Source organism: Bradyrhizobium erythrophlei (assembly GCF_900129505.1).
Lineage (GTDB): Bacteria > Pseudomonadota > Alphaproteobacteria > Rhizobiales > Xanthobacteraceae > Bradyrhizobium > Bradyrhizobium erythrophlei_D.
Genome location: NZ_LT670818.1, coordinates 1,911,673 through 1,925,607 on the forward strand (window position 1 = coordinate 1,911,673; position 13,935 = coordinate 1,925,607).

A 13,935-nucleotide genomic window follows, 5' to 3' on the forward strand; every position below is an offset into this window, starting at 1 on the left:
AATTTGGTCGGGGGTATAGCGGACATCGCAGCTGTGCACGGAGACAGCCGCGTTTCTCCGCCGGAAGACCAGGTTCGGCTTGCCGGGGTTGGGTGTCGTGCAGTCGACTCCCGTTACACCGGCAGCCCGTTCTGCTGCGCCATTTCCTTCAGCGACACCTGCGGCCGCGCGCCGATGTGCTGGATCACTTCGGCCGCGGCGAGCGCGCCGAGCCGGCCGGCGGCCTCAAAGCCCGCGCCGCGCACCAGGCCAAACAGGAAGCCGGCGGCGAACAGATCGCCGGCGCCGGTGGTGTCCACTATCTTCTCAATCGGAAACGCCGGCACCGCGGTGACGCCGTCTGCCGCCGCCACCACGCAGCCCTTCTCGCTGCGGGTGACGATTCCGAGACCAGCGTCGGCGCGCAACTGCTTCAGCGCGCCCTCGAAATCCGAGGTCTGGTACAGCGAATGCAGTTCGGCCTCGTTCGCGAACACCAGATCGACCGTGCCGTTTCGCATCAGGTCGAGAAACTCGCCGCGATAACGATCGACGCAAAACGAATCCGACAGCGTCAGCGCGACCTTTCGGCCCGCATCATGGGCGATGGTCGAGGCCTTCACGAAAGCATCCTTGGCGTTCTTCGGGTCCCAGAGATAGCCCTCGAGATAGACGAAGCTGGAGGCGGCGACCTCCGCGGCATCGATATCGGAGGGGCCGAGGTCCTGCGCCGCACCGAGATAGGTGTTCATGGTGCGCTCGCCATCCGGCGTCACCAGGATGTAGGAACACCCCGTCGCCGGGCCGTCGGCCGCCGCTTTGGTCTCGAAGGCGACCCCGGCGGCGCGGATGTCGTGGGTATAGAGACGGCCGATCTGGTCATCCCTGACCTTGCCGACATAGGCGGCGCGGGCGCCGAGATTAGCCAAGCCGACAATGGTGTTGGCCGCCGAGCCGCCGGACATCTCCGTGGCCGGGCCCATGTCCCGGTAGATCGAGGCCGCCCGGGCCTCGTCGATCAGCGCCATGCCGCCCTTGGTCATGCCATGCTGGCTAAGAAAGCCCTCATCGGTCTGCACCAGAACGTCGAAAATCGCATTACCGATCCCGAGAACATCGTATTTCGCTGCGGTCATTGATCGGTCCTGTTTTCGGCGATTGCGCTGGTGCGGGAAATCCGGTCCAAACCGGTTTGAAGAGGGTGCAGCGGCCTATCACGACCGACCCTGCGCCAGCAAGCGACGCTCTCCTTGTTTGAGCACGATCTCCGCGCAATCGCGTTCCGCTGATGTCGCGAGGGAAAACCGGTGGCCACTTTTCCGGATCATGCTCTATACAGCATCTCATGATCCGATCCTTCCTCACGGTGTCCACGGGCACGCTGGCCTCGCGGCTGCTCGGATTCGCCCGCGATTCGATGATCGCGGCGCTGCTCGGCGCGGGCCCGGTCGCCGACGCCTTCCTGGTGGCGTTCCAGCTGGTCAATGTTGTCAGGCGGCTGCTGACGGAGGGCGCGGTGAACGCGGCGCTGGTGCCGGCTTGGCTGCGCGTGCGCGAGGCCGAGGGCGCGGTTAAAGCCGCCGCTTTCGCCGGCCGCGTGCTCGGCACCGTCAGCGCAGCCCTAGTCGTCGTGACCGCGCTGATCGGCCTGTTGATGCCGTTTGTCATCGGCGCGCTGGCGCCCGGTTTTGCCGGACAGCCGACGCTGCAGCTGGCCGTCGACAATGCCCGGCTGATGCTGCCCTATCTCGCTTTCGCGGGCCCCGTCACCGTGATGATGGCGCTGCTGAACGCGCAAGCCAGATTCGCGCTGACGGCGTTTTCGCCGCTGTTGTTCAACATCGCCCTGATCGCGGTGATGATCGCACTGATCGTCTGGCGGCAGGATGCGGCTTTCGCGGCCCTGGTCATCGCCGCGACCGTCGGCATGGCCGGACTGCTGCAGCTTTCGATACTGGTGTTGCGCCGGGGCGGCAGCATCGCGACACCGTTACGCGTCTCCTTTGACGCCGAGATGCGCGGCTTTCTCGGCCAGGCGATCCCCGGCATGATCGCCAGCGCCTCGCCGCAATTGCTCGTGATTGCCGGCGCCGTGATCGCCTCGTCGTCGCCGTCGGCGGTGTCGTGGCTGTACTTTGCAAATCGCCTGGTCGAACTGCCGCTCGGCCTCGTCGGCGTCGCCATTGGCACCGTGCTGGTGCCGGAACTGACGCGCGCGCTGCGCGGCGACGACCCGACCGCGGTCGCACACGCGGAGTCGCGCGGCCTCGAACTCGCGGTCGGTCTCGCGCTGCCGGCGACGCTCGGATTGATCGTGCTCGGCGAGCCGATCGCGCAACTGCTGTTCCAGCACGGCGCCTTCACCGCCTCCGATACCGCTGCCACCGCGCAGGCGCTGACATGGCTGGCGCTCGGCCTGCCCGCGCATGTGCTGGTCAAGGCGCAGTCGCCGGCCTTCTTCGCCCGTCACGATACGCGCGCGCCGCTCTGGGCGACGCTGAAGGGATTTGCTGTCGCCATCATTGCCGCCCTGGTGCTGGGTCGCGTGTTCGGCGCCGGCGGCATTGCCGCCGGCATCGCGCTCGGGGCCTGGAGCAACGCGTTGTCGCTGATCCGGCGGGGTGCGGCGAGCTTCGGATTTTCGATCGATGCGGCGGCACGCCGGCGGCTACCGCGCATGGTCGTGGCGGCGTTGGCGATGGGTGCACTGCTGTGGCTGATGGCGCGGTTGCTGCCGGCGCCGGGTGCGGATGCGCATGGCCTGGCGCACGCCATGCTGCTGATGGTGCTGATATCCGCCGCGATCGCGGTTTATGGCCTGTTTCTGGGCCTTTCCGGCGCCATCCGATGGGACGATGCGGTCAACGCGGTCAGGCGGACCAAGCCTGCCGACTTGCGCGGCTGAGCCCCGCGTGGCATTGGACGCGCGACAGCAGGCACGCGCGGGAATCTGACAAAATGGCATTCGTTGAACGGGTTTTTTCAGGCGTCCAGCCGACAGGCAATCTGCATCTCGGCAATTACCTCGGCGCGATCGTCAACTTCGTGAAGATGCAGGCGACCCACAACTGCATCTATTGCGTGGTCGACATGCACGCGCTGACGCAGCCGGTGGAAGTGTGGGGCGGCCCGGCCGAACTGGCGCGCAATACCCGCGAAGTCACGGCGGCCTTCATTGCCTCGGGCATCGACCCGAAGAAGCACATCGTGTTCAACCAGAGCCAGGTGTCCGGTCATGCGGAACTGGCGTGGATCTTCAATTGCGTGGCGCGGGTCGGCTGGCTCAACCGCATGACCCAGTTCAAGGAGAAGGCCGGCAAGGACCGCGAGGCGGCGTCGGTGGGTCTCTACGATTACCCGGTGCTGATGGCGGCCGATATTCTGCTCTATCGCGCCACCCATGTGCCGGTCGGCGAGGACCAGAAGCAGCATCTCGAGCTGTCGCGCGACATCGCGCAGAAATTCAACAATGATTTCGGCGACTCGATCCGCAAACACGGTGCCAATGACGGCTTGTTTTTTCCGATGCCTGAGCCGCTGATCACCGGTCCGGCGACGCGGGTGATGAGCTTGCGCGACGGCACCAAGAAGATGTCGAAATCGGATTCGTCGGATAATTCGCGCATCAATCTGACCGACGACGCCGACACCATCGCGCAGAAGATCCGCAAGGCGAAGACCGATCCGGAGCCGCTGCCGTCGGAGGAAAAGGGCCTCGAGACGCGCCCCGAAGCCGACAATCTGGTCGGGATCTTTGCAGCACTTGCGGGCCGCACCAAGGCCGACGTGCTCGGCGAATTCGGCGGCGGGCAGTTTTCGAGCTTCAAGAACTCGCTGGTGGAACTTTGCGTGGCAAAATTGTCGCCGATCGCCTCCGAGATGAAGAAGCTGGTGTCCGACCCCGCTTATGTCGACCAGATCCTGGTCGACGGCGCCGACCGCGCCCGCGAAATCGCCGCGGAGACCATGACGGCGACCAAGGACATCGTCGGTTTCGTCCGCAAACCGTAGCCTGTCGCAATTGACGCAGTGCACCTAATCCTCGCGCGCATTTTGCGGAATACGCGCGAGACGCGCCGCTTGTCTGACATGGCCGCGCCGTGGCACCATGCGGTCTGCTTGGCGCAGCACCGGGACATGCATGAGCACCCAGCGACGCAGCTACGAGACGGGTCACACGCCAAAATGCCTGGTTATCGTTGACGACACCGCGGAATCGGACCGGGCGGTCTACTACGCCAGCCGCTGGGCGATACGCGGCGGCGGCGGCGTGGTGATGTTGCGCATCATCGAGACCGAGGACCAGAACCAGCAATGGCTGGGAGTCGCCGAGGTCATGCGCGCCGAGGCGCATGAGGAAGCCAATGCCGCGCTCGATCGTGCCGCCAGGCATGCCAGCGGCATCGCCGCGATCACGCCGGAGCGCGTGATCCGCGAGGGCGATCCGACCGAGCAGATCCTCGAGGTCATCGACGCCGATGTGGATATCGCGATGCTGGTGCTGGCCGCCAATCCGGGGCCGGAAGGTCCGGGCCCGCTCATCACCATGATTTCCAGCGCGGTCGGCACGTTCCCGATCCCCGTCACCATCGTATCGGGCGCTCTGAGCGACGAGGAAATCGACGCATTGTCGTGATCGGTGGCGGCCCATAGCGTTTTCGAGCGAAGTGGACACCGGTTCGCGTGAAGAAAACGCGTCAAAACAGGAGTCTAGAGCTTCGGTTCTGATTCGATCAGAACCGAGCATGCTCTAGGCCCTTGATGCGGCTTAAGAACCCTGATCTGCGCCCCTTGACCGTGCATCCGCCGTCGCCATCTGTTACTGGATAAGCCACGCGCCGGCCTTGAACCGGCGACGCCGGAGAAAACCATGTTCATCCAGACCGAAGCCACCCCCAATCCCGCTACCCTGAAATTCATCCCCGGGCGCACTGTCCTCGACACCGGCACCCTGGAATTCACCAGCCGCGAGGCCGCCGCGCGTTCGCCGCTCGCCGAAAGACTGTTCGGCGTGCCCGGCGTCACCAGCGTCTTCTACGGCTCCGACTTCGTCACCGTGACCAAGGACGACAGCGACTGGCAGCACCTGAAGCCCGCGATTCTCGGCGCCATCATGGAACACTACATGTCCGGTGCGCCGCTGCTCGCCGACGGCAGTGCCGGCAGCGACGAGGCCGCCGATGAAGACGGCGAGTTCTTCAACGAGGCCGACGCCGAGACCGTCGAGATGATCAAGGATTTGATCGAAACGAGGGTGCGCCCGGCGGTCGCCAATGACGGCGGCGACATCACCTTCCGCGGCTTCAAGGACGGCATCGTCTATCTCAACATGAAGGGATCCTGCGCGGGCTGCCCGTCATCGACGGCGACGCTGCAGCACGGCATCCAGAACCTGTTGAGGCATTTCGTGCCGGACGTGGTCGAAGTCCGGCCGATATGAAGAGGTGGCGAGTGGCGAATAGCGAATGGCGAATGGCAAGTCGGTCTGACCTTCCATTCGCTATTCGCTATTCGCTATTCGCCCGCCCTCGATGCTGATCCTCGCCATCGACACCGCGCTCGATGCCTGCGCCGCGGGCGTGCTTGACACCGAAGCCGGCAAATTGCTGGCGCAGGAATCGGAAGGCATGAAGCGCGGCCACGCCGAGGCGCTGATGCCGCTGATCGCGCGGGTCATGAAAGCCTCCGGCATCGGCTTTTCGGGCCTTGACCGCGTCGCGGTGACCACAGGTCCCGGCAGCTTCACCGGCCTGCGGGTCGGACTTTCCGCCGCGCGCGGCATCGCTCTGGCCGCCAACAAGCCGGTGGTCGGCGTGACCACGCTGACGGCGTATGCCGCCCCCATCGTCAGCCAGAACGGCGAGCATCCCGTCATCTCGGCGATCGATGCGCGCCATGACCATGTGTACTTTCAGGCGGTCGGCGGCAATGGCAGTTCGCTGGTCCGGCCGCAGGTCGCGCCGATCGAGGAAGCCGTTGGCGCGTCAAGGTTCGGCGCGGCGTATCTGGTCGGCAACGCCGCCAGGATACTGGCCGACCGCTGGCCGGCCGATGCCCCGCGGCCGTTCAAGGTCGATGCGCAAGCAGCGCCCGACATCGCCTGGGTGGCCTGGCTGGGGGCGGCGGTCAGCCCGAATACCGCACCGGCGCGCCCATTTTATCTGCGCGCGCCCGACGCCAAACCGTCAAAAGACCCGCTGCAAAAAGCCGCGCAGCCTCCCCCGCCATGAACTCATGGCTGTCCGAATGGTGGGGCGGCGGCATCGCGGTGGTCGAGCCGGCGACCCTGCGGGACGCGGCGCGCCTGGTGCAATTGCACGGCGAATCGTTTCACCGCGGCTGGGGCGAAGCCGAATTCGAGGCGATGCTGGCCGAGCGCAACACGCTGGTGCACCGGTTGAGAATTGGTCGCAAGATCGCGGGCTTTGCCGTGTCGCGAATCGCGGCGGACGAGGCCGAAATACTCTCGATTGCGGTCGCGGCGAGCCATCGCGGCCGCGGTCTGTCCCGCAACCTGCTCATGACCCATCTCGGCCACCTCGCCGGCCGCGGCGTGCGCAGCGTATTCCTCGAGGTCGAAGAAAATAACCAGCCGGCGCGCCGGCTGTACGAACGCTCCGGATTTACCGTCATCGGACGCCGCGAACGCTACTACCGGGAGGCGAATGGGGAACAATTGAATGCCATGGTGATGCGCCGCGACTTGTCGTGACGCCCCGGCGGTGGCACAAGGGGGCACGGAGCGGACGAGCAAAAGTGGAGTCCGGTTTGCGTCGGATCAAAGCTCCGGACGAATAAGTGGCGCATGAGGTCCTGGCCAGGCCGCTGACACCCGTAAAGCCCCGGAGGGCCTTAAGGGGGTGCTTTGGCGGACCCACGCGCTGTTACCCAAGGCAGAAACCCATGACCGCACTGAAATCCACGCCCGCGCTCAAGGCCACCGGTATCGAAGCCCGCTGCGCCGCCACCGGCATGCGCATGACCGAACAGCGCCGCGTCATCGCGCGCGTGCTGGCGGAAGCGGCCGATCACCCCGACGTCGAGGAGCTCTACCGCCGCTGCGTCGCGGTCGACGACAAGATCTCGATCTCGACGGTGTATCGCACGGTGAAACTGTTCGAGGACGCCGGCATCATCGAGCGCCACGACTTCCGCGAGGGCCGCGCCCGCTACGAGCAGATGCGCGACAGCCACCACGACCACCTGATCAATCTGCGGGACGGCAAGGTGATCGAATTCACCAACGAGGAAATCGAGAAGCTGCAGGCCGAAATCGCCCGCAAGCTCGGCTACAAGCTGGTCGATCACCGGCTGGAACTGTATTGCGTCCCGCTGGAAGACGACAAATCCTGAGCGCGTGAAAATTCCGAACTCGAAATTCGATCTCGTCATCTTCGATTGCGACGGTGTGCTGGTCGACAGCGAAGTTATTTCCTGCCGCGCGCATTCGGAGACGTTGACGCGGCACGGCTATCCGATCACAGCCGACGAGGTGCTCGATCGCTTTCTCGGCGTGTCGGACCGCGAAGCGCGTCAGGCCGTCGAGGCCGAGTTGGGCCGCAAGCTTCCGGACGATTTTGAAGGTCAGGTCAAGCAAGCCACCCTGCAGTTCTATGCCGGCGATCTGCGGGCAATCTTGCATGTCGGCGACGCGATCGCCGCGATCGACCTGCCCAAATGCGTGGCCTCGAGCGGCACACCCGAGAAGATCCACCACGGCCTGGGCTGCGCCGGCCTTTATGACGTTCTCGCGCCCCATATTTTCTCCGCCACCCAGGTCAAGCGCGGCAAGCCCGCGCCCGACCTGTTTCTGTTCGCGGCCGAGCAGATGCGGGCATCGCCCGAACGGTGCCTCGTGATCGAGGACAGCCTGCCCGGCATCATCGGCGCCCGGGCGGCCGGGATGACCGTGCTCGGCTTTCACGGCGGCAGCCATTGCCGCCCCGGCTACGGTGACACGTTGCGCGCCGCCGGCGCCGTCATGGCGTTCGATGACATGCGGCAATTGCCCGGTCTGATCGCGCAAATCGACCGAAAACCGGGCCTGATCGCTGGATTTTAGGTCCTTTAGGCTATATCTGAAGCCGGCGCCGCAATGGCGCCGTTTCCGGACAGCATTCAGGTTCCATGAAGCCGCCGCGCAAGCTGCATATCAAGTCCTATGGCTGTCAGATGAATGTCTACGATGCGCAGCGCATGGTGGACACGCTGGCGGGCGAAGGTTTTGTCGAGACGGCAACCGTCGACGACGCGGATCTGGTGATCCTCAATACCTGTCACATCCGCGAAAAGGCCTCCGAGAAGGTCTATTCGGAGTTGGGGCGGTTGCGCGTCGCCAAGGACGAAGCCGCGCGCCATGGCAGGACCATGAATATCGCGGTGGCCGGCTGTGTCGCTCAGGCCGAAGGCCAGGAAATCATCCGTCGTGCCCCGGTGGTGGATGTCGTCGTCGGCCCGCAAAGCTACCACCATCTGCCGCAACTGCTGGCACGTGCGAAAAGCCATGGCCGCGCGCTGGAGACGGAATTCCCGGTCGAGGACAAGTTCAGCTTTCTGCCGCCGCCAGCTGCGGATGCGATCCGCGCGCGCGGCATCTCATCCTTTGTCACCGTGCAGGAAGGCTGCGATAAATTCTGCACCTTCTGCGTGGTGCCGTATACGCGCGGCACCGAGGTGTCGCGGCCCGTCGCCAGGATCGTCGATGACGTGCTGCGGCTCGCCGACCATGGCGTGCGCGAAATCACCCTGATCGGCCAGAACGTCAACGCCTATCACGGCGAAGGTCCGAACGGACGGGTCTGGTCATTGGGCGATCTCTTGCGCCGGCTTGCCGATATTCCCGGCATCGTGCGGCTGCGCTATTCGACCAGCCACCCCCGCGACGTCGACGACACGCTGATCGAAGCCCACCGCGATCTGCCGGCGCTGATGCCGTTCGTGCATCTTCCGGTCCAGTCCGGTTCCGACCGGATTCTGTCGGCCATGAACCGCAAACATACTGCCGATGATTATCGGGCCGTCATCGACCGATTTCGCGCCGTACGGCAAGATATTGCATTTTCATCGGATTTTATCGTGGGCTTCCCCGGCGAGACCGAGGAAGATTTCTCCGCCACCCTCGCGCTTGTCACGCAAATCGGATACGCTGGCGCTTATTCGTTCAAATATTCGCCACGGCCGGGGACGCCGGCGGCGGACATGCAGGAGACGGTGTCAGCGGCTGAGATGGACGAGCGATTGGTGCGGCTTCAGGAGTTGATCGACAGCCAGCAATCGGCCTTCAACCAGGCTGCGATTGGCAACATTGTCGATGTGCTGTTCGAGCGCTCAGCCCGCAATCCCGGCCAGATCGTCGGCCGCACCGCTTATCTGCAGCCGGCGCATGTGATGGCCGCGCCCGACATCATTGGACAGGTGTTGCCGGTCAGGATCGAAAGCCTCGAGCGCTACAGCCTGCTCGGCCAGCTTGCGCCAGCTTCACACGAGCAGGGCCGCCTGCCGGCATCTCCGCAAATGACCGCTTCTTCGCAAACGAGAATGGGAGCCTGAACCCTTGCCCAAAAGCGCATCGGATTCGCCTTCGCTCGCTCCCAACCGCAAACTCGACCGCGACATGCAAATCCCGCCCGAAACGCAAGTCGTCATCGACTTCGATGACAACAGGGGAGCGTCGGCGCTGGTCGGGCCCTATGGCCAGAATCTGGCGCTGGTCGAGCGCCGACTCGGCGTCGTCGTCGATTCCCGCGGCAATCACATCACGATCGCCGGATCGCGCGATGGCTGCGACGCGGCGCGGCGCGTGCTGGAGACGCTGTATGCGCAGGCCGTGCAAGGGCACGATCTGGACCAGGGCGAAGTCGAGGGCGCGATCCGCGCCGTGATCGCGCAGGGCTCGCTGTTCGAATTCGATGCCAAGACCGCGAAATCGGCCTTCGAGACCATCAATCTGCGCAAACGCCCGGTGCGGGCACGCACCGCTGCCCAGGATTCCTATATTCGCGCGCTGAAACGCCATGAAATGGTGTTCGGCATCGGCCCGGCCGGCACCGGCAAGACCTGGCTCGCGGTGGCGCATGCCGCGCAATTGTTCGAACGCAAGGAGGTCGACCGCATCATCCTGTCGCGTCCGGCGGTCGAGGCCGGCGAGCGGCTTGGCTTCCTTCCCGGCGATCTCCGCGAGAAGGTCGATCCCTACCTGCGGCCGATCTACGACGCGCTGTACGATTTGATGGATTCCCGCATCGTCGAGCGCGCGCTGCAGGCCGGCGAGATCGAGATCGCGCCGCTCGCCTTCATGCGCGGCCGCACGCTGACCAACGCCGCCATCATCCTCGACGAGGCGCAAAACACCACCTCGATGCAGATGAAGATGTTCCTGACGCGCCTGGGCGAGAACAGCCGCATGATCATCACCGGCGATCCCTCCCAGGTCGACCTGCCGAACGGCCAGACCTCGGGTCTTGCGGAAGCCGCCAAGCTGCTCGACGGCGTCGAGGGCATCGCGCAGGTGAAATTCACGGCCGAAGACGTGATTCGCCATGAACTGGTGGCGCGGATCGTCGCCGCCTATGAAGGATTGCCGCAGCGGCCGGCAACCAAAAAGCCTTGATGCGAAAATCCGCCGCAAGAGGCGCGCCGGAAGCGATTTCGGAGCGCAAAAGAAATTCCGGAGCGATGGCGTACACTGCCCTTCCCATGACCGAGGTTCTCGTCGTCGCCGACGCCTGGCAGAACGAGCCCGACGCCGAGGCCGTGATCCAGCGGGCCATCGCGGCGGCGGCCGAGATGGCCGATGCGGACACCGGCGAGGCGGAACTCGCGGTCATGCTGACCGACGATTCCGGAATCCGCACGCTGAACAACAACTGGCGCGGTATCAACAAGCCGACCAACGTGCTGTCGTTTCCGGCGTTGCAGCCGAGCGGCGCTGCCGGGCCGGACGATGCCCCGCGCATGCTCGGCGACATCGCGATCGCCTATGAGACGACGCGCCGCGAGGCCGATGACGAGCAGAAGCCGTTCGACCATCATCTCAGCCATTTGGCGGTCCACGGTTTCCTGCATCTGATCGGTTACGATCACGAAAAGGACGACGACGCCGAGGCCATGGAAGCTCTGGAGACGGAGATTCTGGCGCAACTCGGCATTCCCGATCCGTATGCGGACCGGGAGCGGATGAACTGATATGCCGGACTCCGACCCGACCCACGACAATCCGCGCAACACCCGCAACCTGCCGGCGGTGGTGCCGCAGGGCGAGGTCTTGCGTCCGGCCACCGACAACTGGCTGACGCGCGCGATCCGCACGCTGTTCGGCTGGAAGCCCGGATCGGTCCGCGACGACCTGCAGGTGGTGCTCGATGCCTCGACGCCGGACGACGTCGGCTTTTCCGCCATCGAGCGCACCATGCTGCGCAATATTCTCGGCCTGCATGAACGCCGTATCGCCGACGTGATGATTCATCGCGCCGACATCATCGCGGTCAAGCGCGACATTCCACTGGGCGAATTGATGAGCCTGTTCGAGAGCGCCGCGCATTCGCGCCTCGTCGTCTACAACGAAACCCTCGACGACCCCGAAGGCATCGTCCACATCCGCGATCTCCTGGCGTTCATGACCGCGAGGGCGCACGTATCCGAGACGGGAAAAGGCAAGACCAAGCGCAAGAAGCCGTTCCCCGCCGGACTCGATCTGCGCGCGGTCGATCTGGCGTTGCCGCTGTCGGAATCCAACATCATCCGCAAGCTGCTTTACGTGCCGCCGTCGATGCGGGCGATCGATCTATTGGCGCAGATGCAGGCCTCGCGCATCCATCTGGCGCTGGTGGTCGACGAATATGGCGGCACCGACGGGCTGGTGTCGATCGAGGACATCGTCGAGCAGATCGTCGGCGAGATCGACGACGAGCATGACAGCGACGAGCCACCGGCGATCGTGCGGCAGGCCGACAATTCCTTCATCGCCGACGCGCGCGCCAGCCTGGACGACGTCCGCTCCGTGATCGGCGAGGATTTCGTCACCGGCGAAGCCGGTGAAGAGGTCGAGACGCTCGGCGGCTATCTGGTGACCCATGTCGGCCGCCTGCCGGTGCGCGGCGAAGTCATTTCAGGCCCCGGCAACTACGAGATCGAAGTGCTCGACGCCGATCCGAGGCGCGTCAAGCGGCTGCGTATCGCCACGCGCAAGGAACGCCCCGCCGCGCGGTCGCAGCGCGAGGGCCGTCGCCGCGAGGCCACACCCGAGCAAGGTCCGGCACAGGCCAATGACAATGCGAGCCCGACGCCCGGCGATGGAGCCGGTTCGCAGTGATCGCTCTGGATAAACTCCGCACGCTCGGTCTTGCGATCATCCTGGCCTGGGGCTGGAAGCGCGCCGCCATCGCGTTCGCCGCGGGTGCGCTGTCGGCGCTCGCGATGGCGCCGTTCAATGCCTGGCCGGTGCTGTTTCTGACCTTTCCGGTCATGGTCTGGCTGATCGACGGTGCTGGCGCCGGGCGGCTGCGCGGCGTGCCGGCGGCCGCGATGGCCGGCTGGTGGTTCGGTCTCGGCTATTTCGTGCCGGGACTGTACTGGCTCGGCTACGCGTTCCTGGTCGACGCGTCGACCTTCGCCTGGCTGATGCCATTCGCCGTGCTGGGCCTGCCGGCCTATCTCGCGCTGTTCACCGCCGCGGGCTTTGCGCTGGCGCGCCTGATCTGGACCAAGGGCGCTTCGCGCGTGATCGCGCTCGCACTGAGCCTCACCATCAGCGAATGGCTGCGCGGTCATGTGCTCACGGGCTTTCCATGGAACGCATTCGGCTACGCGCTCTCGGAACCGCTGGCGCTGGCGCAGACGGCGTCGCTGATCGGGCTGTGGGGCCTGACGTTTCTGAGCGTCGCGATCTTCGCCAGTCCTGCCGTATTGATCGATGGCAGTTCGCGCGGACGCAAGCCATGGATCGCGCCGGTGGCGGCGCTGGCGCTGCTCCTCGCCATGGGCATTTTCGGCGGCGTCCGCCTGAGCCTGCATCCGACGGCCGACGTTGCCAAGGTGAGGCTGCGGATCATGCAGCCCAACCTGCAGCAGGACGTCAAATTCAATTACGCCGCCAAGGCGGAAGTGATGCAGAAATATTTGACGCTTTCGGATCGCGCCTCCGGCCCGCAATCCACCGGCGTGCGCGACGCCAGCATCCTGATCTGGCCGGAATCGGCGTTTCCCTTTTTCCTGACGCGCGAAGCCGACGCGATGGCGCAGATCGCCGATCTGCTGCCCAAGGGCACCGTCCTGATCACTGGCTCGGTGCGCGCGCCGGATCTGCCGCCGGGGACGCGGATCACCCGCGCCTATAATTCAATCTATGTTATCGACCATGACGGCAGCGTGTTGTCGGTCTACGACAAACTGCATCTGGTGCCGTTCGGCGAATATCTGCCGTTTCAGGACTGGATGGAAAAGATCGGCCTGGAACAGCTCACCAGGGTTCAGGGCGGATTTATTCCAGGCCTGCGCCGCCGCCCGATGGACATACCGAACGCCCCGCGCGCGCTACCATTGATCTGCTACGAGGCGATTTTTCCCTCTGACGTTGCGACGCGCGACGACCGTCCAGGATGGATCGTCAACCTGACCAATGACGGCTGGTTTGGAATTTCGACCGGTCCCTACCAGCATCTGCAGCAGGCGCGGCTGCGCGCGATCGAGCAGGGACTGCCGGTGGTTCGTGCAGCAAATACAGGCATTTCCGCCGTCATCGATCCCGTGGGACGCATTGTTGCGCGGCTCGACCTCGGCGTCGAAGGGGTCCTGGATGCCAGCCTGCCCTCCCCGATCGCGCCGACCATTTACGCACGCAACGGCGACATTCCCGCCGCAATCATGCTTGCCGCCGCCTTCCTTTTCGTCATCCGGCGGCGCGCTGCGAAGCGGCGAATTTCGTGACGCCCTTATTTTCATCCCTAGTTTCGGTTAACC

14 protein-coding genes are annotated in these 13,935 nt (G+C 64.9%); 13 read left to right on the plus strand and 1 reads right to left on the minus strand.

The annotated features are described in order from the left end of the window. Positions 1 to 113: 113 nt before the first annotated feature. Positions 114 to 1,115 carry an adenosine kinase gene (locus B5525_RS08955; protein ID WP_079565678.1) on the minus strand — a complete coding sequence of 334 codons (1,002 nt, stop codon included), beginning with the start codon at positions 1,113 to 1,115 and terminating at the stop codon, positions 114 to 116. 209 nt (positions 1,116 to 1,324) lie between these two features. Here B5525_RS08955 and murJ point away from each other — a divergent pair, with 209 nt between their 5' ends. The 13 genes from murJ to lnt all read left to right on the plus strand — a co-directional run bounded on the left by murJ (position 1,325) and on the right by lnt (position 13,902). Continuing rightward, positions 1,325 to 2,884, plus strand: a complete 1,560-nt coding sequence (murJ, locus tag B5525_RS08960) for a murein biosynthesis integral membrane protein MurJ (RefSeq protein WP_079565679.1) — start codon at positions 1,325 to 1,327, stop codon at positions 2,882 to 2,884. Between the two features lie 53 nt (positions 2,885 to 2,937). Continuing rightward, positions 2,938 to 3,990 carry a tryptophan--tRNA ligase gene (gene trpS / locus B5525_RS08965; RefSeq protein ID WP_079565680.1) on the plus strand — a complete coding sequence of 351 codons (1,053 nt, stop codon included), beginning with the start codon at positions 2,938 to 2,940 and terminating at the stop codon, positions 3,988 to 3,990. Positions 3,991 to 4,120: 130 nt separating this feature from the next. Continuing rightward, on the plus strand, positions 4,121 to 4,615 hold the full coding sequence (locus B5525_RS08970; protein ID WP_079565681.1) for a universal stress protein: 495 nt from the start codon (positions 4,121 to 4,123) through the stop codon (positions 4,613 to 4,615). A 234-nt stretch (positions 4,616 to 4,849) separates the two neighbouring features. Further along, positions 4,850 to 5,419, plus strand: coding sequence for a NifU family protein (locus B5525_RS08975; protein ID WP_079565682.1), 570 nt, complete (start codon positions 4,850 to 4,852; stop codon positions 5,417 to 5,419). Between the two features lie 91 nt (positions 5,420 to 5,510). After that, the gene (gene tsaB / locus B5525_RS08980) at positions 5,511 to 6,209 is read left to right on the plus strand and encodes a tRNA (adenosine(37)-N6)-threonylcarbamoyltransferase complex dimerization subunit type 1 TsaB (protein ID WP_079565683.1); all 699 of its coding nucleotides are present in this window, start codon (positions 5,511 to 5,513) and stop codon (positions 6,207 to 6,209) included. Then, positions 6,206 to 6,691, plus strand: a complete 486-nt coding sequence (gene rimI, locus B5525_RS08985) for a ribosomal protein S18-alanine N-acetyltransferase (protein ID WP_079565684.1) — start codon at positions 6,206 to 6,208, stop codon at positions 6,689 to 6,691. Before tsaB ends, rimI begins: the two co-directional genes overlap by 4 nt. 191 nt (positions 6,692 to 6,882) lie before the next feature. After that, on the plus strand, positions 6,883 to 7,332 hold the full coding sequence (locus B5525_RS08990) for a Fur family transcriptional regulator (protein ID WP_079565685.1): 450 nt from the start codon (positions 6,883 to 6,885) through the stop codon (positions 7,330 to 7,332). A gap of 4 nt (positions 7,333 to 7,336) precedes the next feature. Next, on the plus strand, positions 7,337 to 8,041 hold the full coding sequence (locus B5525_RS08995) for an HAD family hydrolase (protein WP_244567858.1): 705 nt from the start codon (positions 7,337 to 7,339) through the stop codon (positions 8,039 to 8,041). Between the two features lie 65 nt (positions 8,042 to 8,106). Then, the gene (gene miaB, locus B5525_RS09000; RefSeq protein WP_079565686.1) at positions 8,107 to 9,528 is read left to right on the plus strand and encodes a tRNA (N6-isopentenyl adenosine(37)-C2)-methylthiotransferase MiaB; all 1,422 of its coding nucleotides are present in this window, start codon (positions 8,107 to 8,109) and stop codon (positions 9,526 to 9,528) included. Between the two features lie 4 nt (positions 9,529 to 9,532). Then, entirely contained in the window at positions 9,533 to 10,588 is a 1,056-nt protein-coding gene (locus B5525_RS09005) for a PhoH family protein (protein ID WP_079565687.1), read from the plus strand. Between the two features lie 86 nt (positions 10,589 to 10,674). Continuing rightward, a complete protein-coding gene (ybeY, locus tag B5525_RS09010) occupies positions 10,675 to 11,163 on the plus strand; it encodes an rRNA maturation RNase YbeY (protein WP_425305296.1) in 489 nt (162 codons plus the stop codon). 1 nt (position 11,164) lies between these two features. Then, positions 11,165 to 12,289, plus strand: coding sequence for a hemolysin family protein (locus B5525_RS09015; RefSeq protein ID WP_079565688.1), 1,125 nt, complete (start codon positions 11,165 to 11,167; stop codon positions 12,287 to 12,289). Continuing rightward, positions 12,286 to 13,902 carry an apolipoprotein N-acyltransferase gene (gene lnt, locus B5525_RS09020; protein ID WP_079565689.1) on the plus strand — a complete coding sequence of 539 codons (1,617 nt, stop codon included), beginning with the start codon at positions 12,286 to 12,288 and terminating at the stop codon, positions 13,900 to 13,902. The genes B5525_RS09015 and lnt overlap by 4 nt, the downstream gene beginning before the upstream one ends. Positions 13,903 to 13,935 lie beyond the last annotated feature (33 nt).

Excerpts from the sequence above, each read along its gene's own strand:
- B5525_RS08955 (WP_079565678.1), bottom strand. The coding sequence starts at position 1,115 with ATGACCGCAGCGAAATACGATGTTCTCGGGATCGGTAATGCGATTTTC.
- B5525_RS08975 (WP_079565682.1), top strand. The coding sequence starts at position 4,850 with ATGTTCATCCAGACCGAAGCCACCCCCAATCCCGCTACCCTGAAATTC.
- ybeY (WP_425305296.1), top strand. The coding sequence starts at position 10,675 with ATGACCGAGGTTCTCGTCGTCGCCGACGCCTGGCAGAACGAGCCCGAC.
- B5525_RS08970 (WP_079565681.1), top strand. The coding sequence starts at position 4,121 with ATGAGCACCCAGCGACGCAGCTACGAGACGGGTCACACGCCAAAATGC.
- B5525_RS08990 (WP_079565685.1), top strand. The coding sequence starts at position 6,883 with ATGACCGCACTGAAATCCACGCCCGCGCTCAAGGCCACCGGTATCGAA.
- tsaB (WP_079565683.1), top strand. The coding sequence starts at position 5,511 with ATGCTGATCCTCGCCATCGACACCGCGCTCGATGCCTGCGCCGCGGGC.
- rimI (WP_079565684.1), top strand. The coding sequence starts at position 6,206 with ATGAACTCATGGCTGTCCGAATGGTGGGGCGGCGGCATCGCGGTGGTC.
- miaB (WP_079565686.1), top strand. The coding sequence starts at position 8,107 with ATGAAGCCGCCGCGCAAGCTGCATATCAAGTCCTATGGCTGTCAGATG.
- murJ (WP_079565679.1), top strand. The coding sequence starts at position 1,325 with ATGATCCGATCCTTCCTCACGGTGTCCACGGGCACGCTGGCCTCGCGG.
- B5525_RS09015 (WP_079565688.1), top strand. The coding sequence starts at position 11,165 with ATGCCGGACTCCGACCCGACCCACGACAATCCGCGCAACACCCGCAAC.
- trpS (WP_079565680.1), top strand. The coding sequence starts at position 2,938 with ATGGCATTCGTTGAACGGGTTTTTTCAGGCGTCCAGCCGACAGGCAAT.